A 22,270-nucleotide genomic window follows, 5' to 3' on the forward strand; every position below is an offset into this window, starting at 1 on the left:
GAGAATGAGAGCCATTATTAACACCCTTAAAATGACACATGCTGCCCCGGCATCGCCGGGACAGCATGTTGAATAGGTATGGTAGTTGAGGATAATGACTGAGATGATGACTGAGAATGATAATCATTGTTGCAATAGAGCAACTATATTTCCTTCGTGCAACTTATAACTATACTATACCACGCTATCCGCAAATGTAAACCGGTGGATGAGTCTAACTTATACACTCTGGTTCAACAGAAAGCCTGGGCTACAGTATGACCTCCACTTTCACTGATTGTTTGTACGGGTACGCGGGGAGGACTGTTCCTTCGAGCCGTTCGCCGTCCACCCGGATTTCTTGGACGCCTGAGCAGACATGGCTGTTGTTCTTCACGGTAATCTCATACTCACAGCCACGGAACCGCCGGGTGACCGAGAAGCCCTCCCAGGAAGACGGGATGCACGGGTTAATGGACAGTCCGGCCAGCACCGGCTTGATGCCCATAATGTACTGTGTTGCAGCTACATACATCCAGGCGGCCGTCCCGGTCAGCCAGGATACATTCGCCAGACCGAATCTGTCGGACTCCGGCCCGAACAGGTTCGAGGCATAGACATACGGCTCTGCTTTGTAGCGCCAGATTCCGGCCTGCTCCATGGCGATGTTCGGGATCAGCTGGCGGTAATATTTGTACGCCTGGTCCCCTCTGCCCAGCATGCACTCCGCAATAATCGCCCAGGTATTGGCGTGGCAGAAGACGGCCCCGTTCTCCCCGGTTCCTTTGTTATAGTTGGTTAACGGATCGGCGGGATCGGGGAAGGTGGTGATGGACGGATGCAGTTTTTTGATACCCAGCTCTGTATCGAGAATGTTGCGTACACTGTCCATAGCCTTCAGCCCCTTGTCAGACTCGGCCATCCCGGACAGGGTCGCCCAGGTCTGCGCGTTGAGCCAGATCTGGGCCTCCTCATGTTCAGCGGTACCCAGATAACGCCCGTCATCCATCACCGCCCGCCGGAACCATTGCCCGTCCCAGCCCAACGTGTTCACCAGCCGCTTCTGCTCCCCGTAGAGCCGGTCATAATCCGCCGCATGCTCCGGGTAACCGGAGGCCGCCGCCAGATCCTTCATGCGCAGCAGCACCGTCCCGAACTGCATCGCTGTCCATATACTCTCCCCTCTGCCCTCACGGCATACGCGGAAAAGCTGGTCATTCCAGTCCGAGCGCAGCATCAGCGGGAATCCGTTAGGCCCCAGCCGGGAAACCGTGAAGTCCACCGCCCGCTTCAAATGGTCATAGAGCGGCGCCTCACCGCCGTCATAGAACGGAATATTTTCCTGAAGGAATGCCCAGTCTCCGGTCTCGGCAAGAATGTCCCATACGGCCAGCGCCGTCCACAGGTGATCATCCGAATGGATGCTGGTGACCGGGTCCCAACCCTCATTCGGGAAAAAATAATGATTCACATGCCCGTCCTGATACTGCTGCCCCAGGAGCAGCCGGACTTTATCCTTGGCCGCCTCGGGATCGTACGGTACGACCGCCAGAATATCCTGGGCAGTATCCCGGTAGCCTACGCCCCGGAAGGTGCCGGTGGCATAGTAAGAAATATTGCGCGAAAAGAGGAAGTTCCGCTGTGACTGGTACGGATTCCAGGTGTTGAGCATACGCTGCGCATCCTGATCCGGCAGCTCACAATTCCACGCCCCCAGGTAACGCTCCCAGTTCTCCTGAAGCGCCGCGTAGGAACGGGTAACAAAATCCGCCTCCCGCGAATGGTCGATGGCCCGTTCAATCTCGGCCTCGTTCATGGCTGTCCCCAGGAAAAAGTTCACGGTTCGGGTCTCGCCAGGCGCAAGCGTTACCCGAACCTGGAGTGCGCCGCAGGGGTCGCCTCCCAGAATCGCCGAGCCAGTGCAGCCCCCCTGCTCTATGGCAGCCGGATTGGATTCGCTGCGGTAGCTGCCGATGAATTCTTCACGGTCTCCGTCATACCCGGCAAGCGGTGCATTGGACATCATATAGACGAGCGGTGTTTCGTCGGGCTTGGGCTGATTTTCCACCCCGTATTTGTAGATCAGTGCTTCCTTGTCATGGTACTGCACCGAGACCTGATGCTTGTTATAGCATTGCCATTGCAGCTCGCGCATGAATTCCATCATCCCAAACTCGGCGTAGGCATACACGTTCAGCTCCTTGAGCTCGCTACTGTTGTTCGTCAGCGTCAGATTCCAGATCAGGGAATTCTCATAGGGCCCGACAAAATAGACTGTTTTTGCCGCCAGCTCCTCCTCCTGCGCTTCAAAGCGGGTATAGCCCATGCCATGGCTGCTCCGCCACTCCTGCGGCTTCCGGAAGGCCGGCTCATACGTGGGACACCAGTAGCTGCCTGTTCCGGCATCCTGCAAGTAAATATACGGGCCGGAGCGGTCGGTGGGCAGATGGAAGAAACGGTAGCGGGTAATCCGCCAGATCTGCGGAGACTTATAGAAGGCCAATCCGCCGCCCGCATGGGACAGCATGGTATGGAAGGTCCCGTTGGATAAGTAATTCAGCCAGGGGGTCGGCATATCATGCCGCTTGAACTCCACCTCCCTCACCTCATCGTTGAAGGCAAAATACTGGTCCAGCTCTGTAGCGCGGCTGGAAGAGCCTGCGGGTGGTGTGGATGAATTGGACGGTGCGGATGATGCAGATGCTGCGGATGATGCAGATGCTGCGGATGGTACCGGTTCATTGGCGTTCATATCGGTATGCTCCTCTCCATTGATCGTGCTCATTTGGGCTCCACCTCATCCATCGTCAGGCGGAACTCCAGATCATTCATATACGTGCCGTCTGTATTCAGGAAGACCATGCCGAAGGCAATATCCTCCTGCGCTCCCCGGACGATGGCGATCAGGCGGTTGACCCCGCTTGCCAGCGTAATCTCCTGTTCAGGCTCCGGCACCAGCCTGCCGTTCATATAGATGTCAAAAGCGCAGGCCGAGTTCACCCGGAGTCTGCCGGTTCTTGTGCCGTCCGGGCTCACGCTGCCCAAGGCTGCATCCGCCGCCTTGGGCAGATGCACGAAGCAGCTCAGGAACAGAGGGCGTCCTTCCGGTGCGGGGATGAGGAAGGTTCCATCCGGGCGCCGTTCTTTTTTCTTCATCCAGCCATATAGGCCTTCCCCCAGATTGTTCAGGGAGAATTCAGGGTCTGTATAGTAGTCCTTCATCGCCTCGTAGTCGATATGCGGCGGACAGAACAACGTCATTGCGGCTTCCACCGCCCACTGCGCAGTCTCCTTGTCATGAAGCAGCAGCTCATCGTCAAAAGCGGCTCCGAGATTGGCGAGCAGGCGGGTGTAGAGCCTGAGGCTCTTGTCACTGTCCGGGTCGGTAAGCAGCTGCGAGCAGAGAATCTCTCCCGCTCCGGCCGCCTGGCGGATCACAAAAGCCCCCGGAGCTGCAGCCTGGCTGCGGTTCAGCTCGACCAGCGCCAGCCGGCTGTATTCCGCCGTATGCTGCCCGGCGAAATAGTCCTTCCAGGCTGTGCCTTCGACGCTGGTGCACAGCACCCCGGCGTCCGGCACCTCCAGCCTGTAAGCGGCCAGCTCCCGGTTGACGACATCCCGGGGCGAGAGATGCACCTTGTCGAAGCCGAACAGGTCGACCGGGCTGATGCCCTGCACGGCGGCGTGCGCATAGTCCGCCGCCAGATGATAAGTGCCGTGCGGCGCGATGCGCACGGGAGCGTCCAGCAGGCGGGCGAGGGCCTCCTGCCCGCCGGGCTCTGCCGGCAGCACCAGCACGCTGCCGCCGGCCAGGGCTGCCTGGCGCACGGCTTCCGCCGCGCCCGGCGTGCCCAGCAGTGCGGCCTCCACGACTAGGAGGCCGGGGGTCAAGCCGGACAAGCCTGCGGCGCTGTCCAGGCTCTGGCCCTTCAGGCGGAGCTTGCTGAGCAAGGCCTCCGCCATTCCGCCGCTGCGGACCCATACCGCAGCGGACCTTGCCGCGGCGGGCGCCAGCGCGGCGGCGGCGGGCTTGGCTGCAGCGGCGGGACCTGCGGACCGCGTCGCAGCCGGGGGAGCGGCCGCGTGGACCGCGCGGCCCGCATACTGCAGCAGGCTGCGCAGCAGCAGCAGGGCCTGGGGAACCCGCTGGAGATGATCCATGATCTCCAGTTGATTCGCCAGGAACATGCCGGCTCCGCTGCGGTATTCGAGCAGCGGCGACCACAGATCGCCGCCGTCTCCGAAGTCCCCTGCGCTGCATTCCAGCAGCAGGGTGAAGTCGCCGGTTACCGGCTTCTCGAACGCCGCCCGGATGATCGGCAGCGGCCCGTCCTCACGCAGCTCCTCATGCCAGTACATCAGGTCCTCCGCGCCTAATCCCCGGAGCACCGGATGCCCGTAATCCCCGGCATGGGCGCGGATGAATTCCCGGCGGGTGAGCGGCAGCCGGCCGGGAGAGAGATGAAGCTGCTCCAGCAGCAGCAGCCGGCCGTCCCGCTGCACGAATCCTCTCAGCCTCCGGTCCAGCGACCCGTCCTTATCCTCCATCTTGCTGCCGACAATCAGCAGGGTTCCGGCCGCAAGACTCTCTACCGCTTCCGGCTCAGCCCGGACCAGCGCAGGCACCAGCGCGTGTATCGCCTGGAAGTCCCGGTCAGAGCCGATGTATGCAGCGGGCAAGGCAATCTCTACCGGCCCGGTCCGGCAGCTCCCGGACAGCAGCCGGTAGCTTACCTCAAGCTCATGCATCAGCTCGCTGCCATGGAGCAGCCGGGCGGACAGCGTAGCTTCTCCTTCACCTGCCGGTACGCCTACTCCTGCCCCCTCTCCAGCTCCTTCGCCATGGACTGCCTCCGGCATCCACTCCAGCCGGATACTCTGGCGTGCAGCAGGCTCATGACGGAAGCGGAAGGTCTCACTGTGCACCCTGCGCCCGCCCTGCATGACTTCACATTCGACCGTTACTTCCTGCGCTGACAGCGTATCGTTATAGACATCGAAGCTGCGGGAGACCGGCGCATCATCGAAGAAGCTGCGGTTATATTCGGCGGCAATCAGCGTGACCGGCTTGAAGGCCGCGGCCATAATGGCAAAAGCAGGATTAGGCCGGTAGACCGGATATTCCTCCGGCAGCAGCCCGTTGTTCAGTGAAAGCGAGTAGGCCGGAATCACAGCAGGCTTAGGACCGGGTGTGGCCAGATCGGCCTGCGGCAGCTTCAGCTCCTGCTCCGGCATCGCCCGCATGAAGTAATGGACAAAGTTAAAGGTAGAGATGCCTGAGACGCCCTGCCGCCGTGCATATTCCACGAACAGCCGCTCCTTGTGGGCCAGCCCGGCAGCACTTGCGTCAGAATCCTTATATACATCCATTCCCGAGTACATACTGCTGTTCTGCGGACAGATGTACCACCAGCCGCCATGCTCACCGAAGGTGAGCGGAACCTGCCGGTCCCACTGCGCGATCGTGCCATCAATATTGTAATGGCGGCTCTCCACCTCGGTCTGCTGCCTGGAGACCAGGCGGTTATCCCCCTCCACCATGACCGGGCGTGTGTCATCCAGCGCCTTCATCAGCTGGATCAGGCCGGGGATATGTTGCTTGTAGTGATCCCGTCCGTCCACCCAGCGCATCTCGTTCTGTACACTCCACAGAATGACCGAAGGGTGATTCTTGTCCCGCTGCACCAGCCGCTGCACATGCGCGCGGCAATTGTCGATGAAATCGGGATGGGCAGCATCCATGCTTTTGCTGGAGCCGTAGATGGCCGTCTCATCGACAATCAGCATCCCCTCCTCATCGGCAATCCGCAGATAATCGGACGGATACGGCTGCGCATGCAGCCGTATGCTGTTAATGCCCGCCTGCCGGCACATCCGGTACCAGCCCCGGATATAGTCGTCTGTCTGCTGGGCCGCACCCTGAAAATGCCAGGAGTCCCCCCGCAGATTAACGGGAATCCCGTTCAGCATAAACTGCGGCCCCTCGCACCAGAACTCCCGGAAGCCGAAGGACTCGCTCCGGCGGTCCAGAACTACACCGTCCGATTGAAGCACAAGCTCAAGCTCATACAGGACAGGGGAATCCGGGCTCCACAGCCTGGCCTCCTGCCAGGGCAAACTGAATGCCGCTCCGCCCCACTCCCGGCTGCCGGTATTGCCGCATAACTGCCGCCCTGCCGCAGCCTGCCCGGGAAGAAGCGATACTGCTGCTTCCGCTTCAAGTACGGGCAGCGGCTGCGACAGAAGCGGCGGCTCTGCCAGTGCTGACTGGACGCCGGACTTCCGCTCCCTGACCTGCAAAAGCACGCGCATTCCTTCGGGTGAGGGCCCCTCTTCTGTGCTGCTTATCAGAGCATCCACTTCCAGCCTTCCCTGCCGGACAGAGGTGCGGATCGTAAGATCCTCCAGCGATACCGGCGGATAGGCCTCCAGGAAGACATCCTGCCAGATGCCCCGCGCGATTCTGCCGAACCAGGAGCCGGAGAGTCCGGTGATTTTGGTCTCCCCGGAGGGAAGCACCGCCGTGTCGAAGCTGCCGCAGACCACATGCAGATGCTGCTCCCGGCCGGGCTTCGTTAGCGCCGTGATATCCAGCCGCAAGGGCAGGAATCCGTCCTCCCAGACGGCAATCCGCTCGCAGTCCAGATAGATTGCCGCTTTTTGCATAATGCCATCGAACCGCAGTACGATCCGCTGCTCGACCATCGTCTCCGGCACCTTAAAGCTGCGGTGAAGCACTCCGGCTTCGGCTGCATTCCATTCCTCCGGGTAGCTGTACACATCGAAGGGTTGGAAATGATATTCGGCGACTTCGCCGAATTTGCTGCCCGAAGGCGCAGGATAGCTGTAGCGCCAGCTCGATGGGACCTGTATTTTGCGGGCTTCGTATTGCAATCTCTCCGGAAGGGCACGGCTGCGCGGCTGGTCATAGAGCGGCATGAAATCCCACTCGCCATTGAGACATATGGATGTACGTAACATATTCATTCTCCTTTTCCTGTATGGGGGCGGGGGATGGTTAGGACGAGCCCAAGCTTTTTCCAAATGGCCTGATCCGGCCCCATCTCACTCCATTTCCTGAAATGCGGGTCCATCACCTCACCCCAGTTCTCCGGCCGGAGATTCGTGGTAAGCTTCCCGGCGTACGGGGCAGGTTCAACCGTTGCAGGCAGCTCTGAATAAAAGAACAGCAGGTTCTCATGCAGGCCGATGATCCCGTACTTGTCACCGTCTCCCGGGCGCTCCTCCTGATATTGATAATGGTGATACACATAACTTGCGACCTGCTCCGGCTTCAGCGCCGCCACTCTTCCGTAGGGGGTTCCAGTCGTATGACTGCGCTTCCATTGCTCTGCGGAGACCGGCTGCTGATAATGAAAAATATCCATCATAGGCACCCACAACCGGGGTTGCTCCCCTCCCGGCCATTCCTTGAGAATCTCTGCCGCACCCTGAAATAGCTGCTCCGGCTCCGCCTCCCGGCTGGCGCACTCATAGTACAGAAACAGCTCCTTGCCATTCTGAAAAACACTAAGCTGTGCAAGGCCCAGCCTGTCCATGCGTTTACTCAGCAGTCCGGTCTGCGCGCCCCAGAACGCTGACGGATTAGCATCCTCCCTGCACTCGGCTCTATATAAACAACGCTGCATCGTGTCCCTCCAACCTTATGTCATCTACCCTTCTAGAGTAACGTATCCGGCGGGCCGGTTCCTTGACGATCATGCCCTTCTTTAGCATAATAACGACATGCGAAAATGCAGCCATAAGCTGATGTGATATAGCAGCGGAATCCGGCTTACTGTTAGAGCAATACACAATGCCCGCCGATACTCCAGGAATAAAGAAGAGGCTTGTTCCGGGAGAAAAATGGGAGGCTGATTGGGGCCTGCCAACGGCGACGCTGGGGGGCATATACACTTGACTCGTGCGCCAACAGTGCTATTCCAGTAAATGCAGTGTATTTATACCCTTCATTCGTGCACTGACGGTGGTTTTGTAGAACGGCAGCACCTCCGCACCAAGCACACAAACAAGACGGCAGGGGGCCCCGGCCGTCTTGTTACACGCCTTGTAGCTCAACCAACTTATCTCCGTAGCTGTACCGCTGTGCGCCCCGTTTACGCCACGCATCCATGAACCTAACCCTCCCCATCACTTTCACCATTATGCAGGGGACTGCCCTGGGCTTTGCGGTATTCGCCCGGCGTGATGCCTTCGAGCTTCTTGAAGACGCGGATGAAGGACATGGGGTACAGATACCCCACGCGCTCCGCGATGCTCTGCACTGGTTCGGAGGTTCCGGTCAGCAGGCGCTTGGCCTCCTCCATGCGCAGGCGGGCCAGATAATCGACGAAGTTCTCGCCGATCTCCTCCTTGAAGATCCGGCTTACCGTCTTGGTGTTCATGGCGAAGCTGTCGGCAACATGGGTCAGGGAGAAATCGGGATCAGCGTAATTGCAGCCGATATATTCGCGCACCTTATTGGCGAGCGTGTACTGCTCACGGTTCATCCGCAGGCTGCGCAGCGCCTCCTCCATCTCCTCCAGCGAAGAGACCAGCTCCCCGTGCAGCTCCTCAATCCATTCAAAAGACTCCGGCGAATGCGGAATTCCCCGCAGCCGCCCGTTATTCCAGATCCCCTTCATCTCCGGCGGCAGCTCCTGCATCTCCCGGGACAACCCCGTCTCCAGCAGCCTCAGCAGCCGGACGATATCCTCCTTGGAGTAGTTGCCGCCTGCCAGCAGCTCAAAGATCCGCTCAATCAGCGGCTTCCACTCCGCGTTCCCCAGCCGGTACAGCTGGGGAACGGCGCCGATGGCCTGAACCAGCACATCCATGCCTTCTGCCGGAGGCAGCGGACTTCCGGCCGGCGCCGCATAGACGCGGCCGGGACCGGCGGTGATTTTGCGGTCCAGCGCCCCCAGGGCCTGGCGGTACGCACCCGATAAGCCGCTGAGGCCGGCGGAAGGTCCGCTGATACCGAAGGTAGCCGTGAACTTGAGATGCTGCTTCACCCAGGACCGGGCCGACTCGGCAATGATCAGCGTCTTCCCGGGGATGTCCGCTGTCTCCTCATCCGCAGAGCGGCGGAACAGAAGTCCCAGACGGCCCGGTCCGATCCACTCGGTCCACAGGGAACCCCCTTCCTTCTCGGCGATCTCCTGAATCACACTGCGCAGCGTGAACTTGAACAACGCCTGATCCCGTGCCGAATAATCTGCGGCAAAAGCCTCATAGAAATCAATCTCGGCAATGCCCACCACCGCACCTGCCAATTCACCGTCCATCCCGATCCGTTCCGCTTCCCGGCTCCAGTTATCCGCCGACATCTGGCCGCTGTTCTCCAGCAGCTCCTTGAATAACTGATTTCGCCTGTGCAGAATCCCCTCGGCCTGCTGCTTCTCATAGCTGTTGGTCTGCTCGATCAGACTCTCCAGCGCATGGCCGATGAAGGCAAACTCGTCGCCTTCCTTGCTCAGCGGCTTCCAGCCGAAGGAACGGTCCTCCCCGAAGGAGTAGATTCTTCTCATTACCTGCTCAATCGGACGGTAATTGCGGTGGCTGATATACGTCATGGCGGCGATACCGCCGATGATGGCGGCAAACCCCAGGACCGCCCAGACATTGGAGAAGGCAGACAGCAGGGAGAAGGCCTTGGCCCGCTCCATGCCTACCTGGATCGTCCAGCCGGTATAGGAGGATATGCGGCTGACTGCCTGACTCTGAATCTGCGGTCCGGAGCAGGCCTCTCCCCCTGCAAAAGCGCGTCCCGCCGCATCCTTCAGGCAGATCTCCGTATTCTCCATGTTCATCTCCTGAATCAGCGCCTGCAGCGACTGCTTCCGCACGTTAATGACAATCAGCCCCTGCTCACCGGAGAAATAAGGCACCTGCTCCACCAGCGAAATGACTGATTTCCGCTGATCCTCACCGGAGAACAGCTGCAGCTCACGGATTCCGCTCCAGACCGGGCCGACGGTATTCTTCATCGCAGACGCTATGAAGCTGCGGTCCCCGAAGTCCGGCAGACGGGAGGAGAAATGCTGCATCAGCACCTTGCCGTCAGCCGCGCGGTATAAATAGACCGAATCAATCATCGGCAGCGGCGACATGAAATCCAGCAGTACCTCCGTTACCCCGTAATCGCGGTAAGGATCAAGCTTCCCCGGACGGTCAAAATAACTGTCCACCTGATCATCCATCAGCAGGCTTTTGATCGTCATGGTCTCCAGATTGCGCAGGGTAGTATCTACAATCTGCAGCACGTTCTCTGCATACACGCCGTTTGCCTTCGAGGTCTGCTTCTCCATCGCCTCATTTAAGGTCACGAAGAACAGGATAATCAGGCAGAACACCACCGCAAACAGGATGGGCAGATAGGAAAGAATCAGTCGGTACAGCCATTTCTTATGCATCGGTGTCATCCCCTGTAAGTCCAGATGTTGGTGATCCTTAAGGCTGCGGGTGCAGGTTACGGGGCCGGATTCCTAAATACAGGTTGTCAGTACCCCAGCTCGGTGCTGGCATTACGTGAGATCAGTCCGAAGTACCCGGCTTCTCCAATGGCCCCGGCGGCGGTGTCCAGATAGTTGAATACCTGCACCCCGTTAACCTTCAGGATCAGGCGCACACCTCCGGATTCTTGAAAAGCACCCAGCTGAACCCGTTTGCGCTCCCGGAAGGGCAGGAACGAATTAGGAATCGCCGGTCCGCCCAGACTGGTCAGGCCCTCGATCTTACCGTAAATAACAGTGCGTACCCCATTGTTGAAGCGGTGCAGCTCAATGCCCGAGGTTCCAACGACCACCAGATACATGCTGCCGGTGCTGTAGCTCAGCTCCTTGCTCTGATTATTCAGCATCAGGGCATACCAGTTGGAGGAGACGGAGCTGTCATTGATTCTCATAGTGAAATCCAGCAGCTCATTCTGATACTTGCGGTTCTGGTAGATAATATGGCCTCCGGGTGCCCGCAGGGTCAGCGTATCCGTCCCGCTCTCCTTCAGCCCGTTAGCCGTTGCCGCTACATACCAGCCGTCCGGGTCCTGCACCTCGCCTTGCAGGGTATGATCGTAGGTACTCTCCTCATTCCATACCTTAACCTCATATTGTCCCTGCGTCACAGCGCCCAAATACTCCGTAGAGAGTGTAAGTGTGGCCGTGCCGGTCTGATGGGCTGTTAACAGGCCGTTCCCGCTGACGCTGACGATGGAAGGATCGCTGCTCGTATAGGTGACCGCCTCCAGCTCCTCACGGTTGCCGAACAGCGTCTCGCCATACGGCTGCAATTGCAGGTCTGCGCCTTCACGGATGTATGCGACATGACCGTCATGTCCCTCCAGAAGGACCGTGGACAGGGTGTCTCCCACGAACACATCCGCGCTGAGGGTGCGCAGCATTGAGCCGTTCAGGATGCTCACTACAAGCTTCGTCTGTCCCTGGCTCAGTCCGGTGACCTCGCCCCCGCTGCTAACCGAGGCCACTGCCGGATCAAGAATACTGTAAAAGAAGGTGCTCGACGCTGTACCCAGCGGTCGGTCTTTGCCGTCCATCGCCTGAAGGGACACCTGCTTACTTGCACCGGCTGCCAGTTTGAGCGGAGCAAGCTTCCAGCGGCTGACCTGCCCTTCTGCGGCAGAGGCGTATTCCGGCTGAATCCCCGCCTGTTCCATAATGGACAGGGCCGCCTGCGGCCATGCGGCATCCGGCTGGACCAGATTATTCTGAAACAGCACATTGCGCCCGTTGTTGGTGTATCCGTCTGTTGTCGTATAGTTGTTCACAAAATCCACATCATGGATGGTCGGCACATAGGCCATCGCCCAGCGGAGCGGGGAATGCCAGAGCGGAGCATCCTTCAGATCAATGACGTTATGCTCGAATCTCCAATAGGCAGAGCCTTCATCCGTGTAGAGAACGGCATTGCCGTCCATCTGATTGCGGATGTAGTTGCCGCTGACCAGGTTTTTGTCGGGCGCTGTGGCTCCTGTCGGCCCGAGACTGTAAATGGCACCTCCGTCACGCAGCCCCATGCCCATGAGGTCATAAATCAGATTATTCTGAATCTTGACGTTCCGGGTCGCGGCATCGAACAGCTTATCCCAGCCATAGCCGATGTGAGTTCCGCTGTAAGGCAGATTGTACATTTCATTATGGCTAATATCCATATCCACAGGATAGCCTGCCGATACGGCGGACGCTGATTTATAATCGATACCGATATCATGAATCACATTGTTCAGCACATCATTATTCTTCATCAGCAGCCGGTGGTCTTCCGGATGATAGATATTGCGGTCCGCCGAATTCGGCTGGCCCACATTCAGCGCGCTGCCGGAAATATCATAGAAGCGGTTACCCTCGATCAGGCTGTTCTGAACACCGTTCTGCATCCGCACCGCTGTAATCCCCAGCTTGGTGAACTCGTTGCTGCGGAAATTCACCGTGTTCGCCAGCTCCAGCATCACCGCTGCATCGGTCAGTTCATCAGGGATGGACGGATAACGCAGATGGTTGTTCTGGGAATCGGAATGTCCCGCAGCCGTGCTGGGCCAGTTCCAGGTGGTATACATAAATTTCAGGCCTGCAAAATTCAGGTTGCGCACCGGTTCATCGGCGGATTCACCGTAGATTGTAGCGAGCTGTTCCAGTACCGGAACCACCACCTCGGCGGTGGAGAGATTCTCCCAGGCGCGCGGCTTGTAATACAGCATCCCTTCCTGGCGGTTATAGTACCATTCGCCAGGCTCATCCAGCAGCTCAAACGCATTCTCATAATAGACCGGAACCGTCGCCGAGGTTAATCCGCGGTTGAAGACCGCGCTGCGGCCCGGCTCTTGGAGCACAATCTGCGCCGTGCCGCCTGAAGAAGCGACAGACGCTACTTTGATCCGGGAATTCGTCCACAGCTCATTGTATACAAGCTCCAGATCATCGATGTTGCCCCATCCGGCCAGCTCCGGGTTATCGGATGTATAGCCGGTGGCTGTCTTGACCGGATTAACCAGCCCCGCCGTACTGCGGGCCCGGACCGCGCGGATGCCGTCCACGAATAACTGCCGGGTCTGAAGGCTGGTTCCTACGTTAGCTCTGTAGATCCCCCTGGCACTGTCGAACACTGCCCAACCCGTGACGGGCCGTCCCCCGCTGATGGCTGCCTGCTCCCCGGGATAACTGCGGTAAGTAATGAAATAGCCGTTCGTCCCGGAATCCTCAGGGGTAAATGCCAGCGGCTCCGTCAGCGTATAGGTCCCTTCTCTCAGATTCACCACGATATCCGCATCCATATCATCATTCAGCAGACGAACCGCCTCCTGTGTCCGGGCAATCGTCCGGAAGGGAGCTGCTTCCGTGCCGTTATTGCTGTCATCCCCGTCCGGGGCGACATACAGCTCTTGACCGGTTGTACGTCCAGTCACCGTAACGGAAGTCTCAGCGCGCACGCTGCCGGTCTCATCTGTGACGAACACGGTCGTTGTTCCGGCGCTTACACCCGTCAGCTCTCCGTAGCTGTCAATCACGGCAATGCTCTCATCCTCCGTTCCCCACTGGATACCAGTATCCGTATTGTCCTGTGGCGTTACCGAGGCCTGTAACAGCACACGGGAGCCTGCGGGCACCGTCCGCTCCAGTGGAGCCAACACGATGGCCGTAATCGGATCTTCGTAGACGGCTACTGTCGCAGTGACGGCCGGAAGCCCCTCATTCGGCTGGGCTGTCACCACGGTGGTTCCCTGACGGATGCCTGTGACCAGGCCGTTGCCATCCACTGTGGCGACCTCCCCGTTGCCGGAAGACCAGACAGCCGTCTGATCTGTAGCATCCGCAGGTGTGAACTGAAGAGGCAAGGACAGCTTATCACCTCTTCGCAGACTGTAGCTTTCCTGGGAAAAGGCTGCACTGAGCGCCTGTTTGTATCCGCTTACAATAAAATTGTCAAAGCCGATCTTGCCCGTGCTGTCTTTATAGAATCCCATATAAAAGGAGGTTAACGCCCCTCCCTCGGCCATCGGCTCCTTCGTCAGCAGACGGTTGCCGTCAATGGACAGATCGAAGGTATGGCCGCCGCCGTCGAGCGACAGGCGCACCTCATGCCATACGCCTGCCGATACCGGCAGTACGGAGGTCCAGGACCCGGCGCCTTTTTTCATATAGCTGAACGCTCCGTTGTTAATGGCGAACTTCACCAGCGGCACGGAACCGCTCTGCGGGGTGGGCAGGTAGATCACGGCTCCGGTCTGCTCGGCTCTGAACGAATAGCTGAACATGCTTCTGTACGTCACATCTGTAACGGATCTGCTGATGCTGTAGCTGCTGGCGAGCTTACTGGTCTGCTGGAGCTCCAGCAGCTTGCCGGGATATCCCTCCCAAGCCTGCACTCCCACACTCACTCCCTGGGGAGGTGTCTTAATCGTCCATCCGGCCGGCTTCGCACCGGGGCTATACGTCTCAAAGGTCTCTTCCAGCCTGTAATCACTGTCCGCCCGGGCAACAGATCCAAGGTCTGCCGGGAGAAGTCCCAGCAGCAGAACCATAATGATAGCGTATACAAATAAGGGTTTCCGGCTTGATTGTCTCATAATAGCCACCTTTCCGTATGGAAGCAAGTATAGTGTTACAGCGCGTATGGATCAACGGTGAGCTGAACCGGGGGCCGGGGGCCCGCAGTTAGCCTAATGCTGCGTATCTGAGCCCATGGCTCACGGGGCACCTCCCGGTCATCCCTCTGTGTATCCTCAATCATCACCGTATCGAGCTGCTGCTGGATATCCGCTGACTCCGCTGCTTCGTCCAGACATACCACCGCCCAGCCCGCTTCCAGGCGGGGCAGCGCCAGCATCGAGCCGCTGCCGGAATATAGCACCTGGCGGAGCCTGATCCGTCCTTCCTCCCGCACCACCGTGACCGGCAGTACGGCATGAGCTTCCGCCTTGGAGTCCAGGCCCCCGAGCGCCGTGACTGCTACCGCGCAGTCCGGGTAACGCAGCACCAGCCATTCCCTGTCTCCGGCAGTATTCACTACAGCTTCTACCTCGCCGTCATAGCGGTGGACCAGCCATTCATCGGCAATCTCCGCTGCCCGGTTATGCACCCGGGTCATCGAGCGGATCACCACCAGCGCATTCCCCTGCTGGGCTGAGCGCGTCTCCACCTCCGGGTACAGCGGCCCGGCGAACAATGCGGGCATCAAATAGGCGCTGCGGTATTCCTCCGCCGGATGCGTCCGCACGGCAGTGGAGTCATCTACATACCAGCGCAGATAGGACACCTGCTGATCCTGCACGCTGAAGCTAACCGGGAAGCTCTGCCAGCCCAGCCCCCAGGACGGATGCTGGTAGCTGCCCGGCATCACCGGGAAGCGGTTGATGCTGCCCAGGCGGGTATGCTGCCCGATCCAGGTATAGGCACGCGAGGCATCGAAGATCCGCTCCTCACGAATCCGTGGTACCGGCAGCGCAGCCGAGGCGTTCTCCCGTGGCCGCAAATCCGCCGCGAACAGTAGGACCGCCGCCAGATCGTTAAGCGAAAAGGTCTGCTCCGCCAGAGCACTGACCCCCGTCACCCCGGCAATCGTCCACAGCAGGCTCTGCCGTGAGGTCTCTCCCCGGAAGTTATAGCTGCGGATCGAGGGAACGAATTCCTCTCCGTCATGGAAGATGAGCAGTTCCTTCAGGGCATCCATCTGCACAGACAGCCGCCCGGCCAGCTCCCGGTCATGCTGCTGAAGTACAGAACCGGCAATCCTCAGCGCGTTCATCATCACCCCTTGGTAGACAAGGCTGATATTCTCTCCCCAGCCCCAGCCCCGGCGGACCGTATATTCCTCCCACCTCTTGAAATAGGCGGTTGCCGTCTGGAGATACTCAGGTTCTCCGAGAAAGTGGGCTACCGCCAGCAGCATCGCCCCGTCACTCATCGTCTTGTTCGGGTAGAACAGCTCCGGTGTCCGGCATTCCTTGGAGAACCAGGCAGCCGCATGATGGAACATGCGCTGCATGATCTCCAGATGGCTGGCCGGGAAGACGCCGGGATTGGTGAGGCGCACCGCCACCAGCGGCATGAGGATGAAGAAGGCGGCATTGGAATCCTGGATTACGCTCTCCTCCCGGTACCAGAGGAACCCTCCGTAATCCGGGTGCTCCGGGTCAGTGAACTGCAGCCCGGCAATCGCTTCAAGCATCTCCAGCCCGGCCTGTTCATCCAGCCGGCCCAGTAATGTGCCGTAAGCATAATATCCGGCCGAGAACCGGGCCTCATGGCAATAAGGCAGCGTAGCGACCTGCCGGGTATGCCCGGGCCGGTCATAGCGGACCAGCCCTGCTTCGATTACACTATCCGCCGAGGCGGCGGCATAGCTCTTTTCGAGAATCTGTCTCACCTCATGATTCAACGCTGCCCGCCCCCTGTGCTTGAATTCATCTGTTATTCCACCGTGCTCAATTGCTTGCCCATTTCATAAATATCCTTCAGCATAATGGCATCCGCTTTATGCTCCTGATACCAGGAGGCATAGAATTCATCAACCTTGGTGCCGCCTGCCTTCTCCCAGACCCCCTTGGCTTCTTCAATGAACTGGTCCACCGAAGCCGGATCGGAGCTGACGATGGCCTGCATGGCCCGGTCAAGGATCGTTTTATTCGCATTGGTGTTGATCTGGGTCAGATCCTGCGGCAGCAGCGGCAGGAAGGCTTTTTGCGTAATGCCGACAATCGGGCGGTCCGGGTTCATGTACAGCTTCTCGGCCTTTTCATAGATTGCGATGAAATCCTGTTCCGCCGGTGTAGGATTCACCTTGTTCTTCAGCCCGTAATTCTTGCCGATCAGCGGGGTTAGCATGCCCATATCGCGGTTATATTCCAGTTCCTTCTTGTTCTTCTCCGGGTCGATCATCTCGGCACGGCCATCGGCCGTTTTCTTGTAATGGACCCCTTCGATGCCGTTCTGAATCGTGGTGGTGTACTTCTCTGTAACCATGAAATCAATCATCTTCATCACGGATTCCGGGTCTTTGCCCGCTGCATTCACCATGCCGGTCATCTGGATCGGAGAGGTCAGCGTCGGGCTGAACTGGCCGAATTCCGTCGTCGGCAAGGCAATCGGGATCACCTCGGCCTCCGGCGAGTTCTTCTTGAGCGTCTCATAGGTGCTGACATCGGCCCCGTTACCGCCGTAAATGCCCAGCTTGCCGGAGATCCACTCCTGCTTCTGCTTCTCGCCGTTCTTATCCGTGACGAAATCCTTATCCACCACACCCGCTGCATACAGCTCCTTCTGGAAGGAGATTGCCGCCTTGATCCGGTCCCAGTCATGGACAACCTTGTCATTCTCCAGCACCCATGGGTACTGGTCTTCGCCAAACAGCGTAAATCCGGTGCCGAACATGTTGTTCAGAATAATTCCGGCTACAAAGCTGAGTCCGGTTCCCTGCGTATCCGCTTTGCCGTTGCCGTCCGGGTCCTGCTCAGTGAATGCTTTTGCCACCTTCAGCAGCTCCTCCGGTGTGGTGGGCACCTCCAGATTCAGCTTCTTCAGCCAGTCATTGCGGATAAACAGATAATGCTGCGGACCGAACTGGATCGGACGCCCCACCGTATACAGCTTGCCGTCCGCCATGGTACCTGCCTTGCGCAGCGCCGGATATTTCTCCAGCATCGCCTTATATTCTGTACTGCTGCCCGCAATCAGGTCATCCAGCGGAAGGAGCTGCTTCTGGTTGTAGAGCTGCCCCTGGTAAGCGGTATCAAATTCAAAGATCAGGTCAGGGGCAGACTTCGACGCGAACAGCACATTGAACTTTTGCAGGGATTCAAAACGCGGAACCGTAACGTATTTGACGTTCACCGGCCCGTTCTCATTGACCCATTTCGTCCAGCGGTTGTCGCTCATTGTCCCCTCTTCTGCGGGTACCGAGCCGCGGTCGTACAGCGAGACGGTGATGGACCCGCGCTTCCCGGAGCCCTCTCTCTTGTCTGTGCCCTGCGTGGCGGCATTGTTGCCGCCGCAGCCTGTTACCGCGATTGCGAGCAGCAGGGATGCTGCACTTGCAGCGGTTGTTTTTCTAAGCCGGGGTGAATTGTGCATATGATTATGACCCTCCTAATAATGGCGTTCTGGTATTTGCGGTATGGCGCAGCAGCGGTCAGCCCTTGATGGCCCCGATGGTTACGCCTTTGACAAAATAACGCTGCAGCAGCGGATAAACAATCAGCATCGGAATGACCATGACCATAATCCCCGCAGCCTTGATGCCTTCCGGTGTAATGTTGACCACCTCCTGCGAGTTCATCGTATTCAGCTCCTGCAGGACGGCCTGGCTCTTCACCATCTGCTGGATAAGCACGGTCAGATTGATTTTCTCCGGGCTGTTCATGTAGATCATGACGTTGAAGAAGGAGTTCCAGTAATACACGCCGTAAAAGAGTCCGATCGTCGCCAGTACGGGCAGGGACAACGGCAGAATAATGCCCGCCAGCAGCCGCCATTCGCCGGAGCCGTCAATTCTGGCCGCTTCCACCAGCTCCTCCGGTATGTTCTCGAAAAAAGACCGCATGATCATCATATTATAAGTGCTGACCAGAGCCGGCAGCCACAGGGCTGCGTAGGAATCGACCAGACCAAGACTGCTGACCACGAGATAGGTCGGGATCAGTCCGCCGGTGAACAGCATGGTGAACACAATCGCCAGCGTCAGCGTGCGTCTTCCGTAGAAATCACGGCGGGACAAGGGATACGCAGCGAAAATGGTGAACAGCATACTGGCCGCCACACCGACCAGGGTAATCAGCAGGCTGTTGCCGAAGGCGCGCACCACCGGCGTTCCTTCAAAGAGCATCGTGTATGAGCTTAGTGTGAAATCCACCGGCCACAGGGTGACAAAACCGGACAGTACCGCATCCTTGCCGCTGAGGGACAGGGAGGCCAGATGGAGCAGCGGCAGCAGACACAGAATGCCTGCGAGCGTCAGCAGCAGATAATTGAAGCTGTAGAATACTTTTTCACCGTTTGTACTTTGCATAGTGTCCTCCTGTTACCACAAGCCTTTATTGAAGCGCCGGGCAATGGCGTTGGAGATCAGCACCAGAGTCAGCGCGACCAGGGAATCGAACATCCCCAGGGCAGCCGTCAGGCTGAACTGCCCGCCTTGCAGTCCAATCGCGTAGATGTAGGTGCTGATGACCTCGGAGATGCCCGATACAATCGAGTTCTGCAGCACGTAGACATGGTCGAACCCTACCTCCATCACCCGTCCCATGGCGAGAATCAGCATGATGACGATGGTCGGGCTGATCCCGGGCAAAGTGATGTTGCGGATCTGCTTCCATTTGCCCGCCCCGTCCATACTCGCCGCTTCATAGAGGCTGGGGTCAATGGACGTCAGTGCAGCCAGATAGATAATTGCATTGAAGCCCGCGTCCTTCCATATTCCAGAGCCGAGAAAGATCGAGACCCAGGACCACTCCTTGAACAGGAAGGGAAAAGCCTGGCCGGTCAGCTTCTCAACCACCACGTTAGCTACCCCGGTCTGGGCAAAGATCGTCACCACCAGCCCGCCGACAATGACCCAGGAGAAGAAGTAAGGCAAGTAGACGAGGGTCTGGACTGATTTTTTGAACCACTTGTTCCTGACTTCATTCAGCATAATCGCCAGGGCAATCGGGAACGGAAAGCTGACCAGCACGGATAATATACTGAGCACAAGCGTATTGCGGATAATCTGCACCGACTGTGCCTGGGTGAACAGATTGGTGAAATTGTCCATGCCGACCCACTGGCTGCCCCATACCCCTTCATAGAAGGTATAGTTCTTGAAGGCGATAACCAGCCCCAGCATGGGGGTGTATTTGAAAATCATATAAAATGCGATAACCGGAACGAACATGACCCACAAGGGGACATTGTTCTTGAACCGGCGGGTCTGCCAGAAGCGCCTGCGGCTGCTTCCGCTCTGCCGTGAAGTGTCCAGCTGCAGCACCGCTTCACTGCTTGTATTCGCTTTCATTCCGGTGCCTCCTTTCGCTTGCGTGTTGTGCTTGATTAAGTCATGCGATGGAGCTGAAATGGCCGTTTCATGTCCTCACCATAGCCGCTCCGGCCGGTTAGAGCAATATTCAGTTTACCTGTTAATCGCCGCAGAACCCTTATACAGCCTGGGGTTACAGGATTTCGGCCAGCTCCCGGGCCAGATTCTCCCCCATCCGGATATGTCCGTCATCCCCGGGATGAATCAGATCACAGGACAACCCGCTAAGATCATCCAGCACCCGGTCTCCTTCAATCAGGTGCAGCTTGGGGTGGGACAGGCGCTCTACATGGCTGCGCAGAATGGCGTTGAACCGGCTGTCCTGCTCCGCAATCCCGCTGCCCGGGAACATGGCAAAGTTGGGGTAGATCGTAATGACCGCCACCGGCTTCTCCGGATGCCCGCTTACCAGCCGGTCCAGCAGATAGCCGGTCCGCTCACGGAATTCGTCTGCCGACAGGTGATCCCGCATATTCACGCCCAGCTCCAGGGTCATGAACGACCAGTCCTGCTGCGCCGCCAGATAATTGCTCATCTCCCGTTCACAGTGGCAGGAGCCGCTCATGCCCAGATTCAGCACATCGGCAGCCAGCCTTCTTGCCGCGTGAGCAATATACGGCAGGCTGCTATTCTCTCCATAGGTGATGGATGAACCGTAAGCCATCCAACGCTGGCGGGGAATCTCCCCTTCCACCGGCGGGCGGAGCGGATGGCCGAAGGTCTCGATGCCGCAGACCACGCAGGCATACCGTCCGAAGCAGATCCGCCATACCTCCGGCGCAAAGCCTGTGCCCATCAGCAGCCTGCGGTCAGCCATCGCCAGCCGCGGCGGCTCGCTTAACTGGAGCGTGCGGATCGTCCCCGCCTGAAGCTCATGCCTGGAATGGAACAGCCCGCCCTTGAACACGGTCACACAGCCATCCGTCTCCGGCAAAGACAAGGTTACCCGGATATTCGGAGCCGGTGTGACGAACCTGAGCTCACAACCACCTGCTTCCCCGGCAATGAACCGGCCCCGCTCATTCAGGTGCTCCCTGACGCTGCGGGGAATGCGGCGGAGGTGCAACCCGTAGCCCGCTGCCGGCTCCAGCTCGGCAACGTTATGGAAGGCAACCCGGTCCAATCCCGGCAGCCCTCTGGTGGCGGAATGGATGCTGGATGGATTGGTGCTGGAGGGATTAATGTTGGCGGAATTATACATGCTTTATCGCCTCTACCAGCAGCAGGAGCGCCATGGATTGCCCGTAGGGCATCGGGCAGACGGGGATCTCCCGGTAGTCCTGAAGCGTAGCGCCCATGCCCGTCCCGTAGGAGACACCCTTCACTACCCCGTCTTCATCTATCTGGTCCAGCACGTAATGAAGGGCTGTCATTCCAGGCTTGCGGCAGTCCTCTGGCAGCAGCCCTTGCCGCACGGCCTTAAGCATCCCGTAAGCAAAAGCGGCGGTAGCCGAGGTCTCCAGATACGAACTGCTGTCGTCCAGCAGGGTATGCCACGCTCCCTCCGGCGCCTGGAGCTCCATCAGCTTGCCCACCTGCCGCTCCAGTGAAGAGAGCAGGAAGCTGCTCACGCCCGGCGGCAGCTCCACCATCTCCAGATAATCCACCAGCCCGGCGGTATACCAGGAATTGCCGCGTGCCCACAGGGCCCGGGCAAAGTGATGGCCACCCTCGAAGGTCCAGCCATGGAAGAATAAACCGGTTACGGGATCGGTCAGATACTTAAGGTGGACGAGAAACTGGCGGATGCTCTCCTGTATGCACTCTTCCTCCTTCAGCATGATCCCCATCCGGGCCACAAACAGCACTGTCATATACAGCGTGTCGTCCCAAAGCTGACCGGTATTCGGACTGCCGGTCACCTCATGCTGAAGGCCGCCTTCCTCTGTACGCGGCATCTCATGCAGCGCATACTCCAGCCATTCCCGGCACAGCTTCAGATAATCCGCGCGTCCGGTCTCCTCCGCCAGATAGCTAAGAGTAAGCATCGGACACATCGTATTGACGTTTTTCACCGGGATTCCCCCGTCAAGCTTGCTGTCGAACCAGCCGGTCAGATATTGCAGAATCTCCTCTTTCCCGTTCTCACGGTAGTAGCTGTACAAGGCAAACAATCCCACCCCCTGCGGCCATTCCCAATTGTCCATCGAGATGATGCCAATGGGCGCCGTTTCCTGAATGGAGCCTCTCATATCCTTCATCCGCTCAATGACACGGGCGATATGGCCTTCCAGTGCTGTTCGTGACACGGTCTTCATCATGTTCCCCCTTG

At 58.4% G+C, this 22,270-nt stretch carries 11 protein-coding genes; all 11 read right to left on the minus strand.

Annotation, left to right across the window (positions count from 1 at the left end):
* Nucleotides 1-250 precede the first annotated feature (250 nt).
* Nucleotides 251-2,764, minus strand: a complete 2,514-nt coding sequence (locus NST43_RS26780; protein ID WP_339220369.1) for a glycosyl hydrolase family 65 protein — start codon at nt 2,762-2,764, stop codon at nt 251-253.
* Complete coding sequence (locus tag NST43_RS26785) at nt 2,761-6,960, minus strand: glycoside hydrolase family 2 TIM barrel-domain containing protein (protein WP_339220370.1); 4,200 nt, start codon at nt 6,958-6,960, stop codon at nt 2,761-2,763. The genes NST43_RS26780 and NST43_RS26785 overlap by 4 nt, the downstream gene beginning before the upstream one ends.
* Before the next feature lie 2 nt (nt 6,961-6,962).
* Nucleotides 6,963-7,628 (minus strand): hypothetical protein, encoded by a 666-nt coding sequence (locus NST43_RS26790; protein WP_339220371.1) that lies wholly within the window; start codon nt 7,626-7,628, stop codon nt 6,963-6,965.
* A gap of 489 nt (nt 7,629-8,117) precedes the next feature.
* Complete coding sequence (locus tag NST43_RS26795; RefSeq protein WP_339220372.1) at nt 8,118-10,394, minus strand: helix-turn-helix domain-containing protein; 2,277 nt, start codon at nt 10,392-10,394, stop codon at nt 8,118-8,120.
* An 86-nt stretch (nt 10,395-10,480) separates the two neighbouring features.
* Entirely contained in the window at nt 10,481-14,557 is a 4,077-nt protein-coding gene (locus NST43_RS26800) for an Ig-like domain-containing protein (RefSeq protein ID WP_339220374.1), read from the minus strand.
* Between the two features lie 35 nt (nt 14,558-14,592).
* Nucleotides 14,593-16,368, minus strand: coding sequence for a hypothetical protein (locus tag NST43_RS26805; protein WP_339220375.1), 1,776 nt, complete (start codon nt 16,366-16,368; stop codon nt 14,593-14,595).
* Nucleotides 16,369-16,400: 32 nt separating this feature from the next.
* Nucleotides 16,401-18,059 carry an extracellular solute-binding protein gene (locus tag NST43_RS26810; RefSeq protein ID WP_339220376.1) on the minus strand — a complete coding sequence of 553 codons (1,659 nt, stop codon included), beginning with the start codon at nt 18,057-18,059 and terminating at the stop codon, nt 16,401-16,403.
* 58 nt (nt 18,060-18,117) lie between these two features.
* The gene (locus NST43_RS26815; protein ID WP_209991818.1) at nt 18,118-18,993 is read right to left on the minus strand and encodes a carbohydrate ABC transporter permease; all 876 of its coding nucleotides are present in this window, start codon (nt 18,991-18,993) and stop codon (nt 18,118-18,120) included.
* 12 nt (nt 18,994-19,005) lie between these two features.
* Nucleotides 19,006-19,857 carry an ABC transporter permease subunit gene (locus tag NST43_RS26820; protein WP_339225535.1) on the minus strand — a complete coding sequence of 284 codons (852 nt, stop codon included), beginning with the start codon at nt 19,855-19,857 and terminating at the stop codon, nt 19,006-19,008.
* 274 nt (nt 19,858-20,131) lie between these two features.
* Nucleotides 20,132-21,199, minus strand: coding sequence for an SGNH/GDSL hydrolase family protein (locus tag NST43_RS26825; RefSeq protein WP_339220377.1), 1,068 nt, complete (start codon nt 21,197-21,199; stop codon nt 20,132-20,134).
* Nucleotides 21,192-22,259, minus strand: a complete 1,068-nt coding sequence (locus NST43_RS26830) for a glycoside hydrolase family 88 protein (protein WP_339220379.1) — start codon at nt 22,257-22,259, stop codon at nt 21,192-21,194. The genes NST43_RS26825 and NST43_RS26830 overlap by 8 nt, the downstream gene beginning before the upstream one ends.
* Between the last annotated feature and the right edge of the window lie 11 nt (nt 22,260-22,270).

The sequence above is a fragment of the Paenibacillus sp. FSL H8-0332 genome (assembly GCF_037963835.1).
GTDB classification, from domain to species: domain Bacteria; phylum Bacillota; class Bacilli; order Paenibacillales; family Paenibacillaceae; genus Paenibacillus_AQ; species Paenibacillus_AQ rhizoplanae.

Bases quoted from the DNA above. Each gene is read 5' to 3' on its own strand.
- NST43_RS26780 (WP_339220369.1), bottom strand. From the start codon at position 2,764: ATGAGCACGATCAATGGAGAGGAGCATACCGATATGAACGCCAATGAA.
- NST43_RS26785 (WP_339220370.1), bottom strand. From the start codon at position 6,960: ATGTTACGTACATCCATATGTCTCAATGGCGAGTGGGATTTCATGCCG.
- NST43_RS26790 (WP_339220371.1), bottom strand. From the start codon at position 7,628: ATGCAGCGTTGTTTATATAGAGCCGAGTGCAGGGAGGATGCTAATCCG.
- NST43_RS26795 (WP_339220372.1), bottom strand. From the start codon at position 10,394: ATGCATAAGAAATGGCTGTACCGACTGATTCTTTCCTATCTGCCCATC.
- NST43_RS26800 (WP_339220374.1), bottom strand. From the start codon at position 14,557: ATGAGACAATCAAGCCGGAAACCCTTATTTGTATACGCTATCATTATG.
- NST43_RS26810 (WP_339220376.1), bottom strand. From the start codon at position 18,059: ATGCACAATTCACCCCGGCTTAGAAAAACAACCGCTGCAAGTGCAGCA.
- NST43_RS26815 (WP_209991818.1), bottom strand. From the start codon at position 18,993: ATGCAAAGTACAAACGGTGAAAAAGTATTCTACAGCTTCAATTATCTG.
- NST43_RS26820 (WP_339225535.1), bottom strand. From the start codon at position 19,857: ATGTTCGTTCCGGTTATCGCATTTTATATGATTTTCAAATACACCCCC.
- NST43_RS26825 (WP_339220377.1), bottom strand. From the start codon at position 21,199: ATGTATAATTCCGCCAACATTAATCCCTCCAGCACCAATCCATCCAGC.
- NST43_RS26830 (WP_339220379.1), bottom strand. From the start codon at position 22,259: ATGATGAAGACCGTGTCACGAACAGCACTGGAAGGCCATATCGCCCGT.